This is a genomic window from Thiemannella venezuelensis (assembly GCF_014203605.1).
Classification (GTDB): Bacteria; Actinomycetota; Actinomycetes; order Streptosporangiales; family Streptosporangiaceae; genus Planomonospora_A; species Planomonospora_A venezuelensis.
Map to the genome: position 1 here is coordinate 83,720 of NZ_JACHJJ010000026.1, position 22,250 is coordinate 105,969.

The window sequence follows — 22,250 nt, forward strand, 5'->3', positions numbered from 1 at the left end:
AGGACCACGGCCGGAGTGCCCACGGGCCCGCGGAGACGAGGCGTCGCGGGAACGGACCACCGCGCCCCTTCGGCGGCGCCGTACGGCGTGGCACCCTGGAGAGCATGCTGACACTGGCGCACGTGAGCGACATCCACATCGGCGGCTCCCCCGGCAGCGCCGAGCGGACCCGGGCCGTCATGCGGCGCCTGGCGGACATGCCCGGCCCCCTGGACGCCGTCATCGTGACCGGTGACATCGCCGACCACGGTGAGGCCGGGGAGTACGAGACCGCGCGCGGGCTCCTGGACTCCGGCCTGCCGACGATCGTGTGCCCCGGAAACCACGACGACCGCCAGGTCTTCCGGAAGGTCCTCCTCGGCGAGGGCGGGGGCGGCGACGGGCCGGTCGACCAGGTCCTGCGGCTCGACGGGCTCACGATCGCGCTGTGCGACTCCAGCATCCCGGGGCGTCCGGAGGGCTTCCTGGAGGACGAGACCCTCGCCTGGCTGGACGCCGTGCTCGCCGAGTCGCCGGACACCCCGGCGGTCGTGGGCATGCACCACCCGGCAGCCCCGCTGGGCATCCCGTACGTGGACACGATCGGCCTGCGCGAGCCCGAGCGGCTGGCGGAGGTGCTGAGCCGCCACCCCCGGGTCGTCGCCGTGCTCGCCGGGCACGCCCACACCCCGGCGAGCACCCGGTTCGCCGGCCTCCCCCTGCTGGTCGCCCCCGGGGTCATCAACACCGCGCTGATCCCCGCCGAGACCACCGGGCGGATCCCGGTCGACCCGGGCATGCCCCCGCAGTTCGCCCTGCACGTCCTCGACAGCGACCACCTCGTCACCCACGTCCGCCCGGTCGTCTGACCGCTCTCCGGCGCCGCCTACCGGTCCGCCGCCCGGTCGGCCGCCCGGTCGGCCGCCGCGCCGCGGAAGCCGGCCGCCTCGAAGACGGCCAGGCTGTGCTCGTCGTGGCGGGCCTTGCCGGGGCCGTAGAAGAGGTAGGAGCCGAAGGCCTGCACGAGCCACGGGTGCCTGCCGAGCATGGCGTGCAGGCCGCCGGCCATCCTCGTGGCCGCCGTCCGCCGGTCCGCGGCGGCGAGGTCGGGCGGCTCGACCTCGTCCCAGACGTGGTCGCCCGCGAGCAGGACGAGGTCGTCCTTGGTCCTCGCCCTGGCCGCCACCGCCGCCTGACCGGCGGGTCCACCGCATGCGGAGCCGTCCTCCGCGCGCATCGGCCGACCCGGACGGTCAGTGGGTGGCCATGTCGACGAAGCGGCTGTAGTGGCCCTGGAAGGCCACGGTGACCGTGGCGGTGGGGCCGTTACGGTGCTTGGCCACGATCAGGTCCGCCTCACCGGCACGGGGGGACTCGCGCTCGTACGCGTCCTCCCGGTGGAGAAGGATGACCATGTCCGCATCCTGCTCGATCGATCCCGATTCGCGAAGGTCGCTCACCATGGGCCTCTTGTCCGTTCGCTGCTCCGGACCACGGTTGAGCTGGGAGATCGCGATGACCGGCACCTCGAGCTCCTTGGCGAGCAGCTTGATCGCCCGGGAGATCTCGGAGACCTCGTTCTGGCGGCTCTCGGTCTTCTTCGGCGAGGACATCAGCTGGAGGTAGTCGATGATGACGAAGCGCAGGTCGTGCCGCTGCTTCAGGCGGCGGCACTTGGCCCGGATCTCCATCATCGACATGTTCGGCGAGTCGTCGATGTAGAGCGGCGCCTCGGCCACCTCGCCCATCCGCCGGGCCAGCTTGGCCCAGTCCTCGTCGGTCAGCGAGCCCGAGCGCATGGAGTGCAGCGCCACCCTGGCCTCGGCCGAGAGCAGGCGCATCGTGATCTCGTTTCTGGACATCTCCAGTGAGAACACAACCGTCGTCATGCCGTGCTTGATGGCGGCGGATCGCGCGAAGTCCAGACCCAGCGTGCTGTTGTGGGTGGGGATGCACGCCCTGCTCGCGAGGTACATGTGGTCGGCGTTGTCGACCTCGACGCAGCGCACCGGCACCGGGGGAACGGGTCGCACGTCCACGATGTACCGGACAGGGCTTGCCGGATGCGCTCGGCTCACCCGGCGGCCGGCCTTGCGGGCCGGCCGGAGCGCCTTCTCCGCCGCAGCGAAGTCGATCACGTAGCAGGGGGAGGAGTCGGCCCTCCCGTCCGTGACCTCCATCGTCCTCATGGTCGCCCGGTGTCCCAGGCTCAGAACGAGCTCCAGCGCGTCTTCGGCGAGCCTCCGGCCCATGACGGCGAACCGGGCCCGGCCGTTCTCGCCCGCATGGCCGCCGGTGCCCAGCAGACCGGCCAGCAGCGCCCTCCGCTGCTCTTCGGACGCGCGCAGGTAGATGCGCGGAATGTGCTTGTCACCGAGCACCCCCAGCGAGCGCAGGACCGCCTGCGCGGTGCCGTGACGATCCCGGCACGTCCGGCACCGCCGCAGGCCGCTGGACGGGCCGCCGCAGCCGGAGCACGCGGGCGCCGGGACCGGGTCCGGCACGAAGCGGGCGCCGTCGCCGTCTCCCAGCCAGACGCCCAGGGCGTACGGAGGCAGCGGCAGGTCCTGCGCGTCCAGCTGGAACGGCGCCGCGACGGCGACCGCGTGGTTCGGCCGCCCGTCCGCCGCAGCGCAGCGCAGCGTGGCGGCGATCTCCTCTGTGGTGACGACGTCGTCGCGCACCGCGGTCGAGGCGGCGTTCTCCGGCCGGATCACCCGGGCGTGCAGCGCTCCGGAGAGGTGTCCGCACGAGCGTGCCGGAGTGTTCCGGACATGGCTCCGCGCCGGGCCGGTGGCGGCCCGGGGAGCCTTCACCGTGGATCCGGCCTCCTTGCCCGCCGTGCGGAGAACGTGGCGGAGCCCCGCTCCCGCAGCGGCGAGGACCTCCCGCTGCGCGGCGGGCCCGCCGGGCTCCGCCGGCGACGCCTCAGGGGCGTTCGTGACGTGTTCGGCCGGCGCTGCGGACCGGCGGAGGGACCGGCCGGCGTCCGCCTTCCGGCGGCGGCTCTCCCGCGTGGTCGTCCGCCACTGGTGCTGCGCGTCGGCGACGATCACCGTCCCGTCGCTGAACTCCACCTCGTAGCAGGGGCGTCCGTGCATCACGCCGGTCGCCGCGACCACCCGGGTGGGCTTGCCGTCCGCACCGATCAGGAGGTCTCCCGCCCGGACCTCTCCCATGGTCGTCCATCCGGTGGGAGTGGGCAGCGGCGTGTCGAGCGCGAGCGCCTTGCCGATCGCCGGACGGGCGGCGACGACGATCATCTGGCCGGGGTGGAGGCCGTTGGTGAGGGAGTCGAGGTCCTGGAAGCCCGTGGGGACGCCGACCATCTGGCCGCTCCGGCTGCCGATGGCCTCCAGCTCGTCGAGGGCGCCCGGCATGATCTCCGACAGGGCGGCGTAGTCCTCGGAGGTGCGGCGCTCGGTGACCTTGTAGATCTCGGCCTGGGCGCGGTCGACGAGGTCGTCGACCTCCTCGTCCTGCCCGCCGTAGCCGTAGGAGACGATGCGGGTGCCGGCCTCGATGAGGCGGCGGAGGATGGCCTGCTCGCGGACGATGCGGGCGTAGTAGCCCGCGTTGGCGGCGGTGGGCACGACGGCGGTCAGCGTGTGCAGGTAAGCGCCGCCGCCCACCCGGGCGACCTCGCCGCGCTTCTGCAGCTCGTCGAAGACGGTGACGGCGTCGGCCGGGTCGCCGCGGCCGTAGAGCTCGGTGATGATGTCGAAGACGATCTGGTGGGCGGGGCGGTAGAAGTCGTCGGACCGCACGATCTCCACGACGTCGGCGATGGCGTCCTTGGACAGGAGCATGCCGCCGAGGACGGACTGCTCGGCCTCGATGTTGTTCGGCGGCGTGCGCTCGAACCCCGACTCGAAGACCGGTGGATCCGCAAGGCTCACCGCGCACCCCCTTCCTTCGCGGTCCTGCCATCCCCAGTTGTAGCCGACCGGTATGACAGTTTCGCCGCTCCCCGGAGCAGTGGCAACGCAGCCTGTCGACAGGCCTGTGGATAACGTGTGGAGTTCCGGGCCAAGGGTGTGGGCAGCCTGGGGACAGGCCTGTGGATAATAGTTATCCACAGGCCGGTATAACGCTCTGAGCAGCGAAAACTTCATCCACTGCCTGTGGAGAAAAGAAAGTCGCGACGACACGCCGATACCGGTTTCGCATGCCCTCTCCCGGGCGTCCCGGCCGCTCCCCGCCCCGGGGAGCCGGTCCCGCCCGGTCCGCCGGCTCTCGCGCCGCCGCCCGCCCCACCCCCGGGGAGCGCGGCGGAACGTAAGAGGCACAATTGAGCCGTGCCTCTTACCCCCGGTGCCCTCGACCGTCGGATCCTCCGGCTGGCCGTCCCCGCTTTCGGAGCCCTGATCGCCGAACCGCTGTTCCTGCTGACGGACACCGTCATCGTCGGCCGGCTGCCCGCGCCCGCGCTCGGCGCGCTCGGGGTCGCGAGCACGGTGCTGAGCGCCCTCGTGGGACTGTGCGTCTTCCTCGCCTACGGGACCACCGCGGCCGTCGCCAGGCAGATCGGCGCGGGCGACACCCCGCGGGCGATCCGGCAGGGGGTGGACGGCCTCTGGCTGGCGGCCGGGGTCGGGCTGGCGGTCATCGCGGTGGTGTGGCCGCTGGCGCCGTACCTCGTGCACCTGGTCGGCGCGGAGGGCGAGCTGGCCCGGCAGGCGGTGGTGTACCTGCGGATCAGCCTGCTGGGCGTGCCCTCCATGCTGCTGGTCCTGGCCGGGACGGGGGTGCTGCGCGGGATGCAGGACGCCGTGACGCCGCTGCTGGTCTCCGTCGGCTCGTTCGTGCTCAACGCGCTGCTCAACGTCCTGTTCGTGCTGGGGCTGGGCTGGGGCGTCGCGGGCTCGGCCTGGGGCACCGTCCTGGCGCAGACCCTCGCCGCCGTGGTCTACCTGGCCGTGACGGCCGTCCGCCACCGGGCGCCGTTCCGCCCCCGCCTCGCCGGGATCAGGGCGGCCGGGGCGGCCGGGATCGCCCTGGTCGTCCGTACGGCGTGCCTGCAGGCCGTGCTGGTCATCGCGACGGCCGTCGCCACCCGGATGGGCGGGCACCAGATCGAGGCCCACACGATCGCCGCCAGGATCTGGACCCTGCTGGCCTTCGCCCTGGACGCGATCGCCATCGCCGGGCAGTCGATCACCGGCCACGCCCTGGGCGCCGGCGACGTGGCGGGCACCCGGGCCGCGACCCGCCGGATGGTCGCCTGGGGGGTCGGCTCCGGAGTGGTGCTGGGCCTGCTGGTGCTCGCGGCCGGGCCGCTCCTGCCCGGCCTGTTCGGTGCGGAGGCCGCAGTGGCCGGGGAGCTGTCCGCCGTGCTCTGGGTGGTGGTGCTCCTGCAGCCGGTCGCCGGGGCGGTGTTCGTCCTGGACGGGGTGCTGATCGGCGCCGGGGACCAGGCCTATCTCGCCCGTGCCGGAGTGTGGACGACGCTCGCCTACCTGCCCGCGGCGCTGCTGGTCGTCGTCGGCGGCGGCGGGCTGGTCGCGCTCTGGGGGGCGCTGGGGCTGTGGATGGCCGCCCGGCTGGTGACTCTGGGGCTGCGCGCGAGCGGAAGCAACTGGTTGGTGATCGGTGCGTGACCTGGAGGTGTCCACCACGTAATCGCCCGGCTCTTGTTAGGGCGGGACCCTCTGAGGCACTGTGAGTCGGGTCCGGCAACAAGGATGTTGCCCTCTCCAGCAGGATTGGCCGCGCCGTGCCCGAGAGCCGCTCTCCGTCCATCGCGCGCCGTCTGCCTCCGAGCGAGGCGACGGGCCGCTGGACCGGCGCGCGCCACGGCCTGGCCAAGACCTACGGCCCCAGCGACCTCATCGTCCTCGGCATCGGCGTCATGATCGGTGCGGGCATCTTCAGCCTCGCCGGCCGCCAGGCGGCCACCATGGCCGGGCCCGGTGTGATCCTCTCCTTCATGATCGCGGGGATCACCAGCCTCCTGGTGGCCTTCTGCATCGCGGAGCTCTCCTCCGCCATGCCGGCCTCCGGAAGCGCCTACACCTTCACCTACGTCATCTTCGGCGAGGTCTGGGCCTGGGCCGTGGGCTGGGCGCTGGTGATGGAGCTGCTCCTGGCCGCCGCGGTAGTGGCGCGCGCCTGGTCGCTCTACGCCGCCCAGATGCTCGCGGACCTGGGCGTCCGGATCCCGGAACCGCTCTCCGGGGTCATCGGCCAGGTCGAGGGGTTCGACCTGTTCACGCTGGTCATCCTGGTGCTGCTGACCGGCGTGGTCGCGCTCGGCGCCCGGATCGGCCTGCGCACCCTGTGGATCATCGTGGTCGCGAAGCTGGCGGCCATCGGCGCGGTCATCGTCGTCGGCGCGCTCCATTTCGACGAGGGCAACCTCGCGGCCATCCCGGCGCCGACCGCCCCGATCAAGGCGTCCGAGGGCTTCCTCGACTCCCCGCTGCTGGGGCTGGTGTTCGGCCAGACGACCGCGTTCGGCTGGTTCGGCATCTTCGCCGCCTCCGCCACGATCACCTTCGCCTACATCGGCTTCGACGTCGTGGCCACCGCCGCCGAGGAGGCCGAGGACGCGCCCCGGTCCATCCCGAAGGGGATCATCCGCAGCCTGGTGGTCACCACGGTCGTCTACATCGTGGTCGCGGCCGTGATGGTCGGCATGGCCTCGTACGAGAAGATCGACGCCAGCGCCCCGCTCGCCAGCGCCTTCCGTCAGGCCGGTGAGGGCTTCATGGTCCACGTCATCAACGCCGGCGCGGTCCTCGGCCTCACCACGGTCGTCCTTGTGCTGCTCGTCGGGCTGACCCGGGTGGTCTTCTCCATGGCCCGCGACGGGCTGTTCCCGCGCCCCCTGGCGAAGATCAACCGCAGCTACCACAGCCCGTCGCGGGCCACTCTGGTCATCGGCGGCGCGGCGATCCTGCTGGCCGAGTTCGTCCCGGTGCTCACGCTGGAGCCGCTGGTCGTGATCGGCGCCCTGTTCACGTTCCTCGCGGTGGCGGCCGGGGTGATCCGGATGCGCCGGACGCTGCCGGACCTGCCCCGGGGTTTCCGCGCCCCGCTCTCCCCGTACGTCCCGATCGCCTCGATCCTGGCGACCCTCTGGCTCATGGTGAACCTCCAGGTCGTCACCTGGCTGTACTTCATCGCCTGGATGGCCTTCGGCGTCCTGGTCTACCTGGCGTACGGCAGGCGCAAGAGCGTCCTGGCGGGCGGGCAGCCGCCGCTGGAGCCCCCCGTGGGCCTCCGGGGCCGGCACCGCCGCTAGGGCCGGTCCGGGCGGCCCGGCGTTGACCGCCCGCCGGCCGGCGTGGGACGGTCTCGGCATCCCCCATCGGAGGTGGAATGAAGCCGATCGCCCGCCGTACCGCCGCGGTCGCCGCGGTCCTGGCCGCGGCCGCGCTCACCGCCCCGCTCCGCCCCGCCGAGGCCGGCGGCCCGCTCGGGCCGGCCGGGCGGGAGGCTGCCGCGGCCCGGTGGAAGCTGAGCTGGCACGACGAGTTCGACGGGAGGAAGGGCGCCAGGCCCTCCGGGTCCAGGTGGGTCCACGACCTCGGCGGCGAACCCCGCTGGGGCAACCAGGAATGGCAGTACTACACCGACCGCGCGAAGAACGCCTCCCTGGACGGCAGGGGACGCCTGGCCGTCACCGCCCGGCGGGAGCGGCTGCCGGGGATGGCGGGCTGCCTGTACGGCACCTGCGACATCACCTCGGCGAGGATCACCACCAGGGGCAGGTTCTCCCAGGCCTACGGCCGCTTCGAGGCCAGGATCAAGGTGCCCGCCGGGCAGGGGGTCTGGCCCGCGTTCTGGATGATGGGCGACGACGCCGACCGGGTCGGCTGGCCGCACAACGGCGAGATCGACGTGATGGAGGTCATCGGCAGGCACCCGGGCACGGTGTTCGGCGGCATGCACGGCCCGGGTTTCCCCTTCTCCGGCGTGGGCGGGAGAGCCGTCCTGCCCGGCGGGGCCAGGTTCGCCGACGACTTCCACGTGTTCGCCGTGGAGTGGTCGCCCGGGAAGGTGACCTGGCTGCTCGACGGCAGGCCGTACTTCACCGCCCGGAGGAGCGGTCTGCAGGCCGGCTCCCGGTGGGTCTTCGACCACCCGTTCCACCTGCTGCTCAACGTCGCCGTGGGCGGCACGTGGCCCGGCCCGCCCGGCGCGCGGACCAGGTTCCCCGCGACCATGCTGGTGGACTACGTCCGCGTGTACACCAGGCGGTAGGACGGCCCGTGCGGCGGGCCCTTCCCTCCCGGGCCGCGCCCGCCGCACGGGAGGTCACGGGAGGTCACACGAGGCCGTGGGAGGTCACAGCCTGCGGGCGTCGAGCACGCTCTTCAGGAACTGCCTGGTCCTGGGCTCCCGCGGGTCGGTGAAGATCTGCTCGGGGGTGCCGCGCTCCAGGAGCACGCCGCCGTCGAGGAAGCAGACGGTGTCCGCGATCTCCCGGCAGAAGCCCATCTCGTGGGTGGTCAGGATCATCGTCATCCCGCCCTCCTTGAGCTCCCTGATGATGCCGAGCACCTCGGTGACCAGTGCCGGGTCGAGCGCCGAGGTGACCTCGTCCAGCAGCATGAGGCGGGGCCGGGTGGCCAGGGCCCGGATGATGGCGACGCGCTGCTGCTGGCCGCCGGAGAGCCGGTCGGGATAGGCGCCGGCCTTGTCCGCCAGGCCGAACCTGGCCAGCAGGTCGCGAGCCTCCTCCTCGGCCCGGGCCCGGCCGGTGCCGTGCACCTTGCGGGGTGCCAGCGTGATGTTGTCCAGCACGGTCATGTGCGGGAACAGGTTGAACGCCTGGAACACGATGCCCATGCGCCTGCGCACGTCGTCGGGGTCCACCCGGACGTCGGTGATCTCGGCGCCGTCCAGGTAGATCGCGCCGTCGTCGACGGTCTCCAGCAGGTTCACGCAGCGCAGCAGCGTGGACTTGCCCGAGCCCGAGGCGCCGATGAGGCAGACCACCTCGTGCGCCTCGACCGAGAGGTCGATCCCGCGCAGCACGCTGGTGCCGTGGTAGTCCTTCCAGACGTCCTCGATGGTCAGCAGGCTCACGGGCCCTCTCCGCTCCCCGGTGTCGTCGCGTGTCACTGGCCGCGCCGCCTCTGCGAGCGGGCCGCCAGGTAGTCGGTGAAGCGGGCCATGGGGATGGTGAGCAGGACGAACAGCAGCGCCGCCGCCAGGTAGGGCGTGTAGTTGAACTTGCTCGCCGCGTAGATCTGGGCCTGGCGCAGCGCCTCGATCACCCCGATGGTCGAGACCAGGGCGGTGTCCTTCTGCAGGGAGACGAAGTCGTTGAGCAGCGGCGGCACGACCCGGCGCCAGGCCTGGGGCAGGACCACGTAGCGCATGGTCTTGCCGTGGCTCAGCCCGAGGGAGCGGGCCGCGGCCCGCTGGCTGGGGTGGACCGAGTCGATGCCCGCCCGGAACACCTCGGCGACGTACGCCCCGTAGGCGAGGGTGAGGGCGATGACGCCCAGCGTCACCTCGTCCCTCGGCGCCCCCTGCAGGTTGAGCGCGGGGACACCGAAGCCGACCAGCAGGATGACCAGGAGGGTCGGCACTCCGCGGAACACGTCGGTGTAGGCCACCGCCAGGGCCCGCAGCGGGAAGAAGACCGGTGCCCGGAGGTTGCGGGCCAGGGCGACGAGCAGGCCCAGGAGCAGGATGAGCGGCTCGGCGATCAGGAAGATCTGGACGTTCGTCCAGAACCCGTCGAGCACGTCGGGCCAGGCCCTCGCGAACGCCTCGGGGTCGAAGAACGAGTCCTGCACCCGCGGCCAGCCCGGCGAGCGGGTGACCACCGCGGCCGCCGCCCCGAGGAAGACGATCGTGGAGACCGTGGCGACCGTCCCCGACCGCACGGCCCGGGTACGGCGGAGCCGCTCGCGCTGGAGCTGGCGGTCGCTCTTGACCCGGGTGGCCCCGCTCACCGGTGGGCCTGGAGCCGGCGGAGGGGGGAGCCCCCTCCGCCGGGGACGGCGGGCCGTCCGGCGGAGTACGGGGTCACTTCAGCTCCGGGGCGCCCGCGGCCGCGCTGAGCCACTGGCTCTCGATCTTCGCCAGCTCGCCGGAGGACTCCAGCTCGGCGATGGCCTCGTTGACGCAGGAGACCAGCGTGCTGCCCTTCTCGAAGACCAGGCCGAACTCCTCCGGAGTGCCGCCGGTGGCGCCGAACTGGCCGACGATCGTGGAGTTCTCGACCTGCGCGGCGGTGACGTAGAACGCGGTCGGCAGGTCCACCACGATGGCGTCCACCTGCTTGTTCTTCAGCGCGTTCACCGCGTCGACCTGCTGGCTGTAGACCTTGGGCTGGGCGGAGGGCTTGATGACGTCGCTGACCGCCTGGAGGCTGGTGGTGCCGACCTGGACGCCGATCACGGCGTCCTTCAGCGAGGCCAGGTCCGCCGCCGTCGCGAACTTCGAGCCCTCGACCGCGACGACGGCCTGCTTGACCGTGTAGTAGCCGTCGCTGAAGTCGACGGCCTTGGCCCGGTCCGGGGTGATGGAGACCTGGTTGACGTCGAAGTCGAACTTCTTGGCGCCGGGGGCGAAGGCGGTGTCGAACGCCACGGTCTCCCAGACGACCTCGTCCTTGGCGAATCCGAGCTGCGTGGCGACGGCGTAGGTGACGGCGCTCTCGAAGCCCTCGCCGTTCGCGGGGTCGTCGTCCTTGAACCAGGGCTCGTACGCCGGCTTGTCCGTGCCGACGGTCAGCTTGCCCGGGGTCTTCAGCGCGAGCCCGTCCTTGGCGCAGGCCGCCGGGGCCGTCGAGCCCGCCGGTGACGAGGGGCTCGCCTGGGTGACCGGCTCCGAGGCGGGCGCACAGGCGACCGCGGCCGCGGCGAGGGCGCCGAGCGCGAGCAGCATCGAAGGACGGACCATGACGAACCTCCAGATAGAGCAATGACCACGAAATTCTACGTATCCCTGCCCGGCCCTGGAGACCGGCCTCGGCGGCCGGACCTCCGGAGAGACGACGAGGGCCCTCCCCCGGCAACCGGGGAAGGGCCCTGCGATGCTGCCGGGTCAGGCCGCGACGACCTCGACGTCGAGGACGGCGGAGACCTCCGGGTGCAGCTTGACGCTGACCCGGTGGGAGCCGAGGCTCTTGATCGGAGAAGTGATCTCGATGCGGCGGCGGTCCAGCTGGGGGCCGCCGGCGGCCTTGACGGCCTCGGCGACGTCGCCCGTGGTGATGGAGCCGAAGAGGCGGCCGGACTCGCCGGCCTTCGTCTTCAGGACCACCTTCAGGGACTTGAGCCGGCCCGCGACCTCCTGGGCGGTGCCCAGGTCACGGATCTCGCGGGCGTCGCGAGCCTTCTTGATCGAGGCGATCTGCTTCTCGCCGCCGCGCGTCCACTGGATCGCGAAGCCGCGGGGGAGCAGGTAGTTGCGGCCGTAACCGTTCTTGACCTCGACGATGTCGCCGGGGGCGCCGAGGCCGGTGACCTCACTGGTGAGAATGAGCTTCATCTGTCGGACCTCCTTAGCGCGCGGTGCTCATGTACGGCAGGAGCGCCATCTCACGAGCGTTCTTGATAGCGGTCGCCACGTCACGCTGGTGCTGGGTGCAGTTGCCCGTCACCCGGCGGGCACGGATCTTGCCGCGGTCGGAGATGAACTTCCGAAGCAGCGCCGTGTCCTTGTAGTCGACGTAGGAGATCTTGTCGTGGCAGAACAGGCAAACCTTCTTCTTGGGCTTGCGCAGTGCCGGCTTGGCCATCGTGGTGCTCCTTTCAGAGCCCCGCCGTCAGGCGGGAATGGTCGCTGCGGATACTGGGGACTGGATTGGTGCGGTCCCGGGGGACTGCTCAGAAAGGCGGTTCGTCGCTGAAGTCGCCGCCGCCGCCGTAGCCACCGCCGCCCTGCTGGGGGCCGCCGTAGCCACCGCCCTGCTGGGGGCCGCCGCCGTAGCCGCCGCCCTGCTGCGGGCCGCCGTAACCGCCGCCGCCCTGGGGGGCGGCGGGGGCCGCGGAGGCCCACGGGTCGTTGGCCGGGCCGCCGCCGAAGCCACCGCCGCCGCCCTGGCGGGCGGTCTTGTTGACCTTGGCGGTGGCGTTGCGGAGGGAGGGGCCGACCTCGTCGACCTCGACCTCGTAGACCGTGCGCTTCTCGCCTTCCTTGGTCTCGTAGGACCGCTGGCGCAGCCGTCCCTGAACGATGACCCGCATGCCGCGCTGCAGGCTCTCGGCGACGTTCTCCGCCGCCTGCCGCCACACGTTGCAGGTCAGGAACAGGCCTTCGCCGTCCTTCCACTCGTTGGTCTGCTTGTCCAGGAACCTCGGAGTGGATGCGATGCGGAACCGGGCCACCGCTTGACCCGCGGGGGTGAAGCGCAGCTCCGGGTCGTCGACGAGGTTGCCGACGATGGTGATCGTGGTGTCGCCTGCTGCCATGGCTGCGTTGCCCTTCCTGCGGCCTTCGCTGGTTCTCGGCTCAGAGTACGGCTGGCCCCCGACAAATTCGGGGTTTAGTGCACGTCCGGACGCAGGACCTTGGTGCGGAGGATGCCCTCGTTGAGGTTCATCTGCCGGTCGAGCTCCTTGACCGTGGCGGGCTCCGCGGTCAAGTCGATGACGGCGTAGATGCCCTCGGGCTTCTTGGCGATGTCGTAGGACAGCCGACGACGGCCCCACACGTCGACCTTCTCCACGGTGCCGCCGTCATTGCGGACCACCGTGAGGAACTGGTCGAGGGAAGGGGCCACCGTGCGCTCATCGAGCGAAGGGTCGAGGATGACCATCACTTCGTAACGACGCATGCTGGCTTCCAACCTCCTCTGGACTGTTGCGGTCACGACACCGTGCCGTGACAGGAGGACGCCGACGTCTTCACCCCGGACGCCCACTTCGGCACCGGGATGGCGGGCGGCGGATAACACACCCATACGACGCAGCCTCGTCAGCCTACCAGCGGGTCGGAGGTTCAGCGGACTTTCCGGAGGGAACCCCCACTGACAGAGGAAGAGGGGGGTGTGATCCATGTCGCACGTCATCCGTCCTGCGGGAAAGCCCGTCATCCGTCCCACGGGGAAGCCGGCGTCGAGGTTCACTCTGAACACCGACGGCCGGCGCCACCCCGTCCAGAACATCCTGAGCGTCACCACGCTCGTCCTCGGCCTGGTGGCCCTGGTCGCCACCTTCTCCCCGGCGTCGCACGTGATCGCGTCGTGGGCCGGGCTGCTGGGCTTCGCCGGGGGTCTCTACTCGCAGTACCTCTCGGCGACCACGCCCGAGCGGGTGCTCAACATCGTGGGCATCGTGGCCTCGTTCGTGGGTGTGGCCTTCGGCATCTTCTACGGCGGCTTCGTGCCGTGAGCCCGGCGCCGTGAACCCCCGCACCGGAAGGTCCGGCGCCGGGGCCGGGCGCCATGGGACGTACGGTGCCCCGGGCACCGTGGGCCCGCGGCGCCGTACGTCCCCGCCGTCAGCCCAGGTGCAGGTCGACCCCGAGCAGGACGAGGAACCACAGCAGGACGGCGAGCAGCGCCTCGGCGATGTCCTTGAGCAGCGCCGGGGTGATGTAGTCGTACACCCAGGCCACGTACAGGCCGACCAGGATGTAGATGAGGCCGATCAGGCTGATCCCTCTGCGGTAGTAGGCCATCGAGACTCCTCGGGGGGACGGCCCGCGGGGCGGGCGGTGGGGCGCCCCCTCCGACTGCCCCGGGATCAGGCCGCGAAACGGCTACCCTCGGACACATGCCACGCATCGGAGCCCATGTCGACCAGGACGATCCGCTGGCCCACGCCAGGGCCCGGGGGGCCGAGGTCGCGCAGTTCTTCCTCGGCGACCCCCAGGGCTGGAAGAGCCCGGTCATCGGCGAGAGGACCAGGGAGATCAAGGACTCCGGCGTGGACGTCTACGTCCACGCCCCCTACGTGATCAACGTGGCCACCGCCAACAACCGGATCCGCATCCCCAGCCGCAAGCTGCTCGGCTCGCACCTGGCGGCGGCGGCCGAACTGGGCGCCAGGGGGCTGGTCGTCCACGGCGGGCACGTCGGCGCCGGCGACGATCCGCAGCAGGGCTTCGACAACTGGCGCAAGGTGTTCGAGCGCATGGAGGAGCACGAGGTCCCCGTGCTCATCGAGAACACCGCCGGCGGCGGGAACGCGATGGCCAGGAAGCTGGAGCGGATCGCCCGCCTGTGGGACGCGCTCGACGGCTTCGACGTGGGCTTCTGCCTGGACACCTGCCATGCCCACGCGGCCGGGGAGGAGCTGGCCGACGTGGTCGAGCGGATCATGGCGATCACCGGCCGGATCGACCTGGTCCACTGCAACGACTCGCGCGACGCGTTCGACTCCGGCGCCGACCGGCACGCCAACCTCGGCGCGGGCCGCATCGACCCCGCGCTCATCCTCGACGTCTGCCGGAAGGCCGGTGCGCCGATCGTGGTGGAGACCCCGTCCGCCGGGCAGGCGGAGGACATCGCGTTCCTGAGGGAGGGCCTGTGACCCGCCTCCCGGAAAAGGGCCGGTAACCGGTCGTCCCCGGGAGGCTCCGGGAACTCCCGGAGAAATGACCTCCCGCCCGCAGAAGCCGCAGAGCCCGGAGAATCCACAGATCTGCCCGGAAATCCCCAGCCTGTGGATAACTTCCCTGGATTACTTTCGTCCGGGAAGGGGTAGAGGTGATTACCCCACCCAGGCGCCGTTCGTGAACGCCACGATGTTGAGCGCCATCAGCGGGCCCATGACCAGCGCGTAGACGACGACGATCCCCGTGCGCCAGCGCGGTCCCGGGGTGGCGAGCCGGGCGATGAGCAGGAAGAGCGGCCACCACAGCACCGCCGAGCGCGGGATCGACAGGTAGTAGGCCGAGCAGATCAGCGCCCCCACCTGGAGCCCCACGTAGACGAGCTCGCTCCACCGCCGCAGGTAGAGCAGGACCAGCACGAGCGTCACCCCGACGACCGCCCCGGCGAGCTCCATCCGGAACGCCCAGGCGAACTGCCCCTCCCCCATCGCCGATTCCCACGTCTGCAGGAACGACTCCCAGGGCCAGACCATCGTCCGGCCCCACCCCGCCTCCTGCGCGTGCTTCCACGCCAGCCAGTCGCCCGTCCTGCCGTACTGGTAGGCGGAGTAGGCCAGCAGCGGCAGGAACGGCACCAGCAGCCAGGGCGCCTGCCGTACCGGGCGGCGCTGGACGGCGAACTCCACGATCAGCGCGAGCGCCAGGAACAGGCCGGTGATCCGCACGCAGGAGGCCCCGGCCGCCAGGAGCGCCGCCTGCGGCCAGTTCCCCCTGCGGGCCGCCAGCCACGCCGGGACGGCGAAGGCCAGGAAGAGGGACTCGCTGTACCCGGCGAACAGGAAGATCGACATCGGCCAGAGCAGCAGCGCCAGCACCGCCCGCCGACCGGCTCCGGGCGGGCCCTCGAACTCGGCCAGCCGGGCCAGCGCGACCACCGCGACCGCGCCCGCGACGAGGGAGATGAGCAGCCCGGCGAGCGTCCAGTCGCCCGTGATCAGGTTCACCGCGCGCAGCGCCAGCGGCATGCCGGGGAAGAAGGCCGGCAGGCCCGGGTCCGGGTCCCCCGCCGGGTCGCCGCCGTAGCCGTGCTCGGCGATGGTGATGAGCAGGCCCGCGTCCCAGTGCTTCCAGCGTTCCAGGAACGGCGCAACGGTCTCTCCCTGTGCCATGGCTCTGGCCCCCACCACCACGGCGACGACGACGATGCCCAGCCGGGAGGCGAACCAGAGCAGCAGCGCCTCCGCCGTGGCGGCGCGCGCCCGCCCCGCCTCGGCTCCGGACTCGGGACCGGCGGCGCGCACGGGCTCGGTGGAGGCTGTCATACGGTCTGCTCTCGCGGGTCAGGTGAGGGCGATCCGGAACCGGTCGGGGGCCTCGTCGAAGACGCCCCCCGCCCGGTCGTCGGCCCCGTCCTGCCGGACCAGGTCCTTGTCCGGCCGGAGGATGTCCCGCACCACGAAGGCCATCATGATCAGGATCGTGGCGGCCCGGCCCCACACCGCGGTGAAGTAGGTGTCACCGGAGATGCCCAGGTGCGCGTTGCCCTCCTGGAGTCCGACCAGGTAGAGCCAGATCGCGAAGAAGTACCAGCACTCGGCGGCCATCCACAGCGCGATCGGCTTCCAGTTGGGCCGGGCCAGCACCGCGAAGGGGATCAGCCACAGCACGTACTGCGGCGACCAGACCTTGTTGGTCAGCATGAAGGCGGCCAGCGTGAGGAAGCAGAGCTGCGCCAGGCGGGGCCGGTTCCGCGCGGTCATGGTGAGGACGGCGATGCCGACGCAGAACGCGCCGAGCGAGAGGACGCCCAGCGTGTCGAGGCGCTCGGCGTCCCCGAGGACCGGCCAGCCCTTCTGGTTGAAGAAGTACCAGAGCGAGCCCCAGTCGGCCGGGCGCTCCTGGCTGAAGACGTAGAACCGCTTCCAGCCGTCGAAGGCGAAGACCATGATCGGGACGTTGACCGCGAGCCAGGCGCCCGCCGTACCGCCGAGGGTCTGCAGGAACGGCTTCCACCGGCCCGTCCGCCACGCCAGCAGGAACAGCGGGCCGAGGAACATCAGCGGGTAGAACTTGGTGGCGATCGCCAGGCCCAGCAGGATGCCCGCCAGCCACTGCCGCCGCTTCGACCAGGCGAGCAGCGCGCCCAGCGCGAGGGCGTTGGCGGCCAGGTCCCAGTTGATGTAGGCGGTGAGGACCAGCGCCGGGGCCAGGGCGTACCAGAGCGCGTCCCAGCGGCGGGCCGGACCGGCCAGCGCGGCCGTCATCAGCACGCCGACGACCAGGCAGACCGCCATGAGGATGACGGTCAGGTCGTAGAAGGCCGTCCCGGCCTCCAGGCTGCCCGGGTCGCCGGGGATGATCCGGCGGAAGAACTCCATGATCCCGCCGATGCCGACGGGATACTCGACCGGGTAGTCGAAGTAGGGGACCTTGCCCTCGTTGAGGTGCTCGTTCCACCACAGGGGGTAGATGTCGGTGTAGCAGAAGTTCGTGAACTGCAGCGTGCCGTCGTTCCACGCCGCGTTGAATCGGCAGGGCCACTTCCACAGGTAGGCCAGCAGCGCCCCCAGCCCCGCGAACAGGGCCAGGGGCAGGTACGGCACCGCCCGCACCCCGAGGCCGGGCAGCGGGTCCCGGAGCGACTCGGCGCTCTTCATCGGCTCCGGCCGCCGCTCGCGCTCGGCGTCGGGCTCGGCATGACCGCCGCCCCGGGGGACGTGCCGAAGCCGCCGTCCTGCTGGCCGGTGCCCTGCGCGTCGCACGAGCCGTCCCAGGGCAGGCACTCGCGGCCCTCCGGCCGGTCCTCCGTCTCGCCGCCGTCCTGGTCCGGCTGCCAGGTGTCGTCACCCGGACCGCCGGAGTCGAACGGGTCGGGGGTCGGGGTCGGGGTCGGCTTGGGCGTGGCCAGGTTCTTCGGGACGCCGACGCCGGACTTCGGCGGGAACTGCTCGACCTTGTCGCCGGCCGTCACCTTGGCCATGTAGTCGTGCCAGATCTGGGTGGGGGTGCCGCCTCCTCCGATGAAGGAGGGCATCTCCTCCTCCTTCCAGAGGACCTTCTTGATCTTCCGGTTCGGCAGGCCGTACTTGTCCACCTTGAGCCTGCGCTTGCCGTCCATGGTGTACGGCACGTCCTTGGACATGCCGACCGCGGTGACGAGCTGCGGGGTGAAGCCGACGAACCAGGCGTCCTTGTAGCCGTTGTTGGTGCCGGTCTTGCCGGCCACCGGGCGCGAGCCGAGGTTCGCGGCGCCGCCGGTGCCGCCCTTGACCACGGCCTGCATGGCGAAGGTCGCGTCGGCCGCCGATTCGGGGCTGATGACCTCCTTCTCGCTGCGCCGCTCCTTCACCACGACCGTGCCGTCACCGACCCGCCGCACCTCCTTGACGGTGTGCCAGTCGACGTGCTTGCCGGCGTTGGCGAAGATCGAGTAACCGGCGGCCTGCTCGACCGCGGTGACCGAGGCGCTGCCGATGGTGACCTGGTACTTCTGCTCGTCGACGGCGTAGTCGACGCCGTTCTTCCCGCCGTAGATGGGGTTCTCCTTGGCCTTCTCGCCGACCCCGGCCTCCTTGGCGATCCTGGCCACCTCCTGGAGGGTGACCACCTCGCCCATCTGCACGAAGACCGTGTTCACGGAGCTGGCCATGGCCTTCACCATGTTGATCGCGCCGAAGCTCTGGTTGCCCGCGTTGGCGATCGGCTTGGTCCCCGGCATCTCGATGGGGCTCTTGCCGTCGACGTAGCTCTCCAGGGAGTGGCCGGCCTCCAGCCAGGCGGCCAGCACGTACGGCTTGAACGCCGAGGCGGCCTGCTTGGTGGAGTCGAAGGCGCGGTTGTTGTAGTCGTCGATGAAGTCGTCGCCGCTGTAGAAGGCGACGACCCGCCCGTTGCGGGGGTCCACCGAGGCCACCGTGGCGTGGATGGTCGGGTCCAGCCCCTTGGTCCGGGCGTTCACCACTTCCTTGGCGTCGAGCATCATCTGCCGGTCGAAGGTGGTGACGACCCGCAGCCCCTCGGTCTCCAGCATCTCCTTCGTGATGCCGTACGTCCTGAGCTCCCGCTCGACGATGTTGAGCATGTAGCCCCTGAGCCCCCCGTAGAGCTCGGTGGACTTGATCTCCTTGAACTTCAGCTTCTCGAACGGGGTGCCCGAGTACTTGCTGTAGGCCCCGGGGTCCATCAGCGCCATGCCGCCGAGCACGTACTCGTAGCGCTCCTTGGTCGCGGCGAACTTCTTCTCCTGCTCCAGGGTGTCGAACCGGCTCGGGTTCTGGATCCGGCCCGCGAGGTACGCGGCCTCGGGCGGGGTCAGCTCCCAGACGTGCTTGTCGAAGAACGTCTTCGCGGCGGCCTCGATGCCGTTGGCGCCGCGGCCGAAGTAGATGGTGTTGAGGTACCGGGTCAGGATCTCGTCCTTGTCCAGCTCCCGGCTGACCTTGACCGCGACGAAGATCTCCTTGATCTTCCGCTGGATCGTGACTTCCTTGCTGATGCCCTCGTAGTAGCCGCGGACGTACTGCTGGGTGATGGTCGAGGCGCCCTGCACCTGGGTGCCGCTGACCGTGCTCCAGACCGACCGGGCCATGCCGCTGAAGTCGATGCCGCTGTCGTCGCGGAAGCTGCGGTTCTCCGCGGCGATCACCGCGTCCTGGACGTGCTTCGGGATCTTGTCGATGGTCACCGGGGTGCGCTTGACGCCGAGCCGGGCGATCGGGGTCTTGCCGTCGGCGTAGTAGACGATGCTTCCGCGGTCGTCGACGTCGTCCTTGGACAGCTGGGGGATCGGCGTGTTGGCGTAGGCGACGGCGATCATGCCGGAGACGCCCGCGGCGAGGACCGCGAAGCTGGCCATCACGATCTTCCAGCTGGGCAGGAAGCGCTTCCAGTTCCTGCGGCCCTCCGGCTCCCCGCCGGGCTCCTGCGGACCGCCGCCACCGCCGCCCCTGCCGCGCCCGCCGCCGCCGGATCCCGGGCGGCCGCCGCCCGCCTGGGCGGCGAGCATGGCCTGGGTGTCCTCGAAGGCCGCCTCGGCGCGGCGGCCCTTCGGGTCGGTGTCCCGCTGACGCACTCCGCCGGTGCCCGGCCGGGGGCCCGGGGCCGTGCCCGGGTGGGAGGCGGGAGCCGCACCCGGCCGGGGGCCGGGGGTCGCGCCCTGCCGGGGCACCGGCACCTGGCCCTGGCGGGGACCGGGGCCCGGGCCGCCCGGCCCCTGCGAGAGGACGGGAGCGCCGTACCGGGGATCGGGTCCCTGCGCCGGCCGTCCGGGCGGCGGCTGCGCCCCCGGCACCTGCTGCGGCGCGCCCCGGCCCATGTCGCCGGTTTGGACCGGTGGAGACGGGGGGACGGTACGGGGAGCGGCTCCTGGGTTCGAGCGACGGCGCCGCCCCTGGCGAGCCGATCCGTCCGGGCGCTGTTCGCGCCCGCCCGGCTCCGGGTCATAGCTGTTGCTGTAACTCACGCGTCCTCGTTCGGTCATCGGGTCTACAACGGCGTGCAGGCGGGTGAGACTACCTTCCGATCCCGGGAGATCTCAGCGCCTTGGCTCACTGGTGGCCGACCTCTTCTGGGGGATCTCCGTTCCCGAGGACGAGCGAGATCGTCAGATGGCTCCGGAAGCCACCCTGGCAGACCTCTCCCGCGTAGACGTGGAATTCCCCGTATTCACCATGGGCCCGGAGCACACGGGAACCAGAGCTCACCGCTGCTCCATGTGACCACATAAGCGCCAGACTACGGCTTTTTGACGTTTGCTCCCAACCTCTTGGGAAAGTCGCTGATTGCAGGGATATGTTGAGTCGACGTATCCTCTAGATGTATCGGCTCGATACATCGACGCGAGAGGTGGTGGTTTCCAGTGGCCGGTGGACGTGGCGGCGTGCTGGAGCTCGCCGTGCTCGGGTCGCTGCACGAGACCCCGTTACACGGCTATGAGCTGCGCAAACGTCTCAATGCTCTGCTCGGCATGTTCCGCGCCTTCTCCTACGGCTCGCTCTACCCGTGCCTGCGCCAGTTGCTGACCGACGGGCTCATCGTCGAGGAGGAACCCGCTCCCGAGAGCGCGGTCCCCCTCACCGGCCGCCGGTCGAAGATCGTCTACAGGCTGACCGCGGAGGGCAAGGAACGCCTCCAGGAGCTCCTCACCCAGGCCGGCCCGTCCGCCTGGGAGGACGAGAGCTTCGGCATCCACTTCGCCTTCTTCCGGCACACCGAGGCCGAGGTGCGCCTGCGCATCCTCGAAGGGCGCCGCAGCCGCCTGGAAGAACGCCTGGACGGAGTCCGTACGGCTCTCGCCCGCACGCGGGAGCGCCTGGACAGCTACACGCTCGAACTCCAGCGCCACGGACTGGAGTCGGTCGAGCGCGAGGTCCGCTGGCTCAACGAGCTGATCGCGACGGAGCGGCAGGGGTCCGCGGTGAGCGGAGCGGGCGAGGGCCCGGCCGGGGACGCGGAGCGGCAGGCCACGCAGGAAGGGACTTCCCGGACGTCCGCGTCCGGAGACGATACGCCGGAGCGGCCCACCGCCCCGGAAGACAACTGATGACGAAAAGGGGAGCGAGTGCCATGGGTTCGGTGCGCGTAGCCATTGTCGGTGTGGGCAACTGTGCCTCGTCGCTCGTGCAGGGCGTGCACTACTACAGGGACGCCGACCCCGGCACCCGGGTGCCGGGCCTGATGCACGTCACGTTCGGCGACTACCACGTCGGCGACGTCGAGTTCGTCGCCGCCTTCGACGTCGACGCCAAGAAGGTCGGCCGCGACCTGTCCGAGGCCATCGTCGCCTCGGAGAACAACACCATCAAGATCTGCGACGTTCCGCCGACGGGCGTCACCGTGCAGCGCGGCCACACCCTCGACGGTCTCGGCGAGTTCTACCGGGAGATGGTCGAGGAGTCCGACGAGGCCCCGGTCGACGTGGTCCAGGTGCTCAAGGACAAGCAGGTGGACGTGCTGGTGTCCTACCTGCCGGTGGGCTCGGAGGAGGCCGACCGCTTCTACGCCCAGTGCGCCATCGACGCCAAGGTCGCCTTCGTCAACGCGCTCCCGGTGTTCATCGCCTCCGACCCCGAGTGGGCCGCGAAGTTCACCGAGGCGGGGGTGCCCATCGTCGGCGACGACATCAAGTCGCAGGTCGGCGCGACCATCACGCACCGGGTGATGGCCAAGCTGTTCGAGGACCGGGGGGTCGAGCTGCTCCGCACCTACCAGCTCAACTTCGGCGGCAACATGGACTTCATGAACATGCTGGAGCGCAAGCGCCTGCAGTCCAAGAAGATCTCCAAGACCCAGTCGGTCACCTCCCAGATCCCGCACGAGATGGGCAAGGCCGACGTGCACATCGGCCCGTCGGACCACGTGCCGTGGCTGGACGACCGCAAGTGGGCCTACGTGCGCCTGGAGGGCCGCTCCTTCGGCGACACCCCGCTGAACCTGGAGTACAAGCTGGAGGTGTGGGACTCCCCCAACTCCGCCGGCATCATCATCGACGCGGTCCGCGCCGCCAAGATCGCCCTCGACCGGGGCATCTCCGGCCCGATCCTCTCGGCCTCCTCCTACTTCATGAAGTCCCCGCCGGAGCAGTACTCCGACGACGAGGCCCGCGAGTACGTCGAGAAGTTCATCCGCGGCGAGGTCGAGCGCTAGCCGTGCCTCCGGAGCCCTCCGCCCTTCTCGGGGGCGGAGGGCTCCCGCCTTCCCCGAGCCGGAGGAGCCGGTCCGGCGGGCCCCCTCCTGGTGCGGCCGGCCGGTCCCTGCCGGGACGGCGGCACGTGGGGCCTCCGGAAAAATCTTGGAAGGCCGCTGTA

21 protein-coding genes are annotated in these 22,250 nt (G+C 71.1%); 8 read left to right on the plus strand and 13 right to left on the minus strand.

Features of this window, described 5'->3' with window-relative positions:
* Nucleotides 1-104 precede the first annotated feature (104 nt).
* Nucleotides 105-848 (plus strand): phosphodiesterase, encoded by a 744-nt coding sequence (locus tag FHS22_RS30070; RefSeq protein ID WP_184947250.1) that lies wholly within the window; start codon nucleotides 105-107, stop codon nucleotides 846-848.
* Nucleotides 849-865: 17 nt separating this feature from the next.
* Here FHS22_RS30070 and FHS22_RS30075 read toward each other — a convergent pair whose 3' ends face one another.
* On the minus strand, nucleotides 866-1,216 hold the full coding sequence (locus FHS22_RS30075; RefSeq protein ID WP_221474287.1) for a TetR/AcrR family transcriptional regulator C-terminal domain-containing protein: 351 nt from the start codon (nucleotides 1,214-1,216) through the stop codon (nucleotides 866-868).
* A 16-nt stretch (nucleotides 1,217-1,232) separates the two neighbouring features.
* Nucleotides 1,233-3,878 (minus strand): replicative DNA helicase, encoded by a 2,646-nt coding sequence (gene dnaB / locus FHS22_RS30080; protein ID WP_338048014.1) that lies wholly within the window; start codon nucleotides 3,876-3,878, stop codon nucleotides 1,233-1,235.
* Between the two features lie 399 nt (nucleotides 3,879-4,277).
* Between dnaB and FHS22_RS30085 the strand changes: the two genes are divergently transcribed.
* The 3 genes from FHS22_RS30085 to FHS22_RS30095 all read left to right on the plus strand — a co-directional run bounded on the left by FHS22_RS30085 (nucleotide 4,278) and on the right by FHS22_RS30095 (nucleotide 8,187).
* Nucleotides 4,278-5,579, plus strand: coding sequence for an MATE family efflux transporter (locus FHS22_RS30085; RefSeq protein ID WP_184947255.1), 1,302 nt, complete (start codon nucleotides 4,278-4,280; stop codon nucleotides 5,577-5,579).
* 116 nt (nucleotides 5,580-5,695) lie between these two features.
* Entirely contained in the window at nucleotides 5,696-7,225 is a 1,530-nt protein-coding gene (locus tag FHS22_RS30090) for an APC family permease (protein WP_184947258.1), read from the plus strand.
* Between the two features lie 77 nt (nucleotides 7,226-7,302).
* A complete protein-coding gene (locus FHS22_RS30095; RefSeq protein ID WP_184947260.1) occupies nucleotides 7,303-8,187 on the plus strand; it encodes a glycoside hydrolase family 16 protein in 885 nt (294 codons plus the stop codon).
* An 84-nt stretch (nucleotides 8,188-8,271) separates the two neighbouring features.
* Here the strand turns inward: FHS22_RS30095 and FHS22_RS30100 are convergent, their stop codons facing one another.
* The 7 genes from FHS22_RS30100 to rpsF form a co-directional block, all read right to left on the minus strand.
* The gene (locus FHS22_RS30100; RefSeq protein ID WP_184947263.1) at nucleotides 8,272-9,015 is read right to left on the minus strand and encodes an ATP-binding cassette domain-containing protein; all 744 of its coding nucleotides are present in this window, start codon (nucleotides 9,013-9,015) and stop codon (nucleotides 8,272-8,274) included.
* Between the two features lie 32 nt (nucleotides 9,016-9,047).
* A complete protein-coding gene (locus FHS22_RS30105) occupies nucleotides 9,048-9,893 on the minus strand; it encodes an amino acid ABC transporter permease (protein WP_184947266.1) in 846 nt (281 codons plus the stop codon).
* Between the two features lie 73 nt (nucleotides 9,894-9,966).
* The gene (locus FHS22_RS30110) at nucleotides 9,967-10,845 is read right to left on the minus strand and encodes an ABC transporter substrate-binding protein (protein ID WP_184947268.1); all 879 of its coding nucleotides are present in this window, start codon (nucleotides 10,843-10,845) and stop codon (nucleotides 9,967-9,969) included.
* A 144-nt stretch (nucleotides 10,846-10,989) separates the two neighbouring features.
* Nucleotides 10,990-11,436, minus strand: a complete 447-nt coding sequence (rplI, locus tag FHS22_RS30115) for a 50S ribosomal protein L9 (RefSeq protein WP_184947271.1) — start codon at nucleotides 11,434-11,436, stop codon at nucleotides 10,990-10,992.
* A gap of 13 nt (nucleotides 11,437-11,449) precedes the next feature.
* Complete coding sequence (gene rpsR, locus FHS22_RS30120) at nucleotides 11,450-11,686, minus strand: 30S ribosomal protein S18 (protein ID WP_012895699.1); 237 nt, start codon at nucleotides 11,684-11,686, stop codon at nucleotides 11,450-11,452.
* Nucleotides 11,687-11,774: 88 nt separating this feature from the next.
* Nucleotides 11,775-12,359, minus strand: a complete 585-nt coding sequence (locus FHS22_RS30125) for a single-stranded DNA-binding protein (protein WP_184947274.1) — start codon at nucleotides 12,357-12,359, stop codon at nucleotides 11,775-11,777.
* Between the two features lie 74 nt (nucleotides 12,360-12,433).
* Complete coding sequence (rpsF, locus tag FHS22_RS30130) at nucleotides 12,434-12,724, minus strand: 30S ribosomal protein S6 (RefSeq protein ID WP_184947277.1); 291 nt, start codon at nucleotides 12,722-12,724, stop codon at nucleotides 12,434-12,436.
* A 220-nt stretch (nucleotides 12,725-12,944) separates the two neighbouring features.
* Between rpsF and FHS22_RS30135 the strand changes: the two genes are divergently transcribed.
* Nucleotides 12,945-13,280 carry a hypothetical protein gene (locus FHS22_RS30135; RefSeq protein ID WP_184947280.1) on the plus strand — a complete coding sequence of 112 codons (336 nt, stop codon included), beginning with the start codon at nucleotides 12,945-12,947 and terminating at the stop codon, nucleotides 13,278-13,280.
* 109 nt (nucleotides 13,281-13,389) lie between these two features.
* On the opposite strand, the gene FHS22_RS30140 is transcribed toward FHS22_RS30135, so the two are convergent.
* On the minus strand, nucleotides 13,390-13,569 hold the full coding sequence (locus FHS22_RS30140) for a hypothetical protein (protein WP_184947283.1): 180 nt from the start codon (nucleotides 13,567-13,569) through the stop codon (nucleotides 13,390-13,392).
* A gap of 95 nt (nucleotides 13,570-13,664) precedes the next feature.
* Here FHS22_RS30140 and FHS22_RS30145 point away from each other — a divergent pair, with 95 nt between their 5' ends.
* Nucleotides 13,665-14,423, plus strand: a complete 759-nt coding sequence (locus tag FHS22_RS30145; protein WP_184947286.1) for a deoxyribonuclease IV — start codon at nucleotides 13,665-13,667, stop codon at nucleotides 14,421-14,423.
* A 180-nt stretch (nucleotides 14,424-14,603) separates the two neighbouring features.
* Here FHS22_RS30145 and FHS22_RS30150 read toward each other — a convergent pair whose 3' ends face one another.
* Genes FHS22_RS30150 through FHS22_RS30160 form a run of 3 tightly spaced genes read right to left on the minus strand, consistent with a single transcriptional unit; the run spans nucleotide 14,604 to nucleotide 19,759 of the window.
* On the minus strand, nucleotides 14,604-15,767 hold the full coding sequence (locus tag FHS22_RS30150; RefSeq protein ID WP_184947289.1) for a mannosyltransferase family protein: 1,164 nt from the start codon (nucleotides 15,765-15,767) through the stop codon (nucleotides 14,604-14,606).
* An 18-nt stretch (nucleotides 15,768-15,785) separates the two neighbouring features.
* Nucleotides 15,786-17,102 carry a glycosyltransferase family 87 protein gene (locus FHS22_RS30155; protein ID WP_184947292.1) on the minus strand — a complete coding sequence of 439 codons (1,317 nt, stop codon included), beginning with the start codon at nucleotides 17,100-17,102 and terminating at the stop codon, nucleotides 15,786-15,788.
* Nucleotides 17,099-19,759 carry a transglycosylase domain-containing protein gene (locus tag FHS22_RS30160; RefSeq protein ID WP_184947295.1) on the minus strand — a complete coding sequence of 887 codons (2,661 nt, stop codon included), beginning with the start codon at nucleotides 19,757-19,759 and terminating at the stop codon, nucleotides 17,099-17,101. Before FHS22_RS30160 ends, FHS22_RS30155 begins: the two co-directional genes overlap by 4 nt.
* A 543-nt stretch (nucleotides 19,760-20,302) precedes the next feature.
* Between FHS22_RS30160 and FHS22_RS30165 the strand changes: the two genes are divergently transcribed.
* Both FHS22_RS30165 and FHS22_RS30170 read left to right on the plus strand, forming a co-directional pair.
* Nucleotides 20,303-20,986 (plus strand): PadR family transcriptional regulator, encoded by a 684-nt coding sequence (locus FHS22_RS30165; RefSeq protein ID WP_184947298.1) that lies wholly within the window; start codon nucleotides 20,303-20,305, stop codon nucleotides 20,984-20,986.
* 23 nt (nucleotides 20,987-21,009) lie between these two features.
* The gene (locus tag FHS22_RS30170; RefSeq protein ID WP_184947301.1) at nucleotides 21,010-22,089 is read left to right on the plus strand and encodes an inositol-3-phosphate synthase; all 1,080 of its coding nucleotides are present in this window, start codon (nucleotides 21,010-21,012) and stop codon (nucleotides 22,087-22,089) included.
* Nucleotides 22,090-22,250: the final 161 nt, after the last annotated feature.

What these genes read in the sequence shown, in the direction of transcription:
- FHS22_RS30070 (WP_184947250.1), top strand. Translation starts at nt 105, where the DNA reads ATGCTGACACTGGCGCACGTGAGCGACATCCACATCGGCGGCTCCCCC.
- FHS22_RS30075 (WP_221474287.1), bottom strand. Translation starts at nt 1,216, where the DNA reads ATGCGCGCGGAGGACGGCTCCGCATGCGGTGGACCCGCCGGTCAGGCG.
- FHS22_RS30095 (WP_184947260.1), top strand. Translation starts at nt 7,303, where the DNA reads ATGAAGCCGATCGCCCGCCGTACCGCCGCGGTCGCCGCGGTCCTGGCC.
- FHS22_RS30110 (WP_184947268.1), bottom strand. Translation starts at nt 10,845, where the DNA reads ATGGTCCGTCCTTCGATGCTGCTCGCGCTCGGCGCCCTCGCCGCGGCC.
- rplI (WP_184947271.1), bottom strand. Translation starts at nt 11,436, where the DNA reads ATGAAGCTCATTCTCACCAGTGAGGTCACCGGCCTCGGCGCCCCCGGC.
- rpsR (WP_012895699.1), bottom strand. Translation starts at nt 11,686, where the DNA reads ATGGCCAAGCCGGCACTGCGCAAGCCCAAGAAGAAGGTTTGCCTGTTC.
- FHS22_RS30125 (WP_184947274.1), bottom strand. Translation starts at nt 12,359, where the DNA reads ATGGCAGCAGGCGACACCACGATCACCATCGTCGGCAACCTCGTCGAC.
- rpsF (WP_184947277.1), bottom strand. Translation starts at nt 12,724, where the DNA reads ATGCGTCGTTACGAAGTGATGGTCATCCTCGACCCTTCGCTCGATGAG.
- FHS22_RS30135 (WP_184947280.1), top strand. Translation starts at nt 12,945, where the DNA reads ATGTCGCACGTCATCCGTCCTGCGGGAAAGCCCGTCATCCGTCCCACG.
- FHS22_RS30140 (WP_184947283.1), bottom strand. Translation starts at nt 13,569, where the DNA reads ATGGCCTACTACCGCAGAGGGATCAGCCTGATCGGCCTCATCTACATC.
- FHS22_RS30145 (WP_184947286.1), top strand. Translation starts at nt 13,665, where the DNA reads ATGCCACGCATCGGAGCCCATGTCGACCAGGACGATCCGCTGGCCCAC.
- FHS22_RS30150 (WP_184947289.1), bottom strand. Translation starts at nt 15,767, where the DNA reads ATGACAGCCTCCACCGAGCCCGTGCGCGCCGCCGGTCCCGAGTCCGGA.
- FHS22_RS30155 (WP_184947292.1), bottom strand. Translation starts at nt 17,102, where the DNA reads ATGAAGAGCGCCGAGTCGCTCCGGGACCCGCTGCCCGGCCTCGGGGTG.
- FHS22_RS30160 (WP_184947295.1), bottom strand. Translation starts at nt 19,759, where the DNA reads ATGGGCCGGGGCGCGCCGCAGCAGGTGCCGGGGGCGCAGCCGCCGCCC.
- FHS22_RS30170 (WP_184947301.1), top strand. Translation starts at nt 21,010, where the DNA reads ATGGGTTCGGTGCGCGTAGCCATTGTCGGTGTGGGCAACTGTGCCTCG.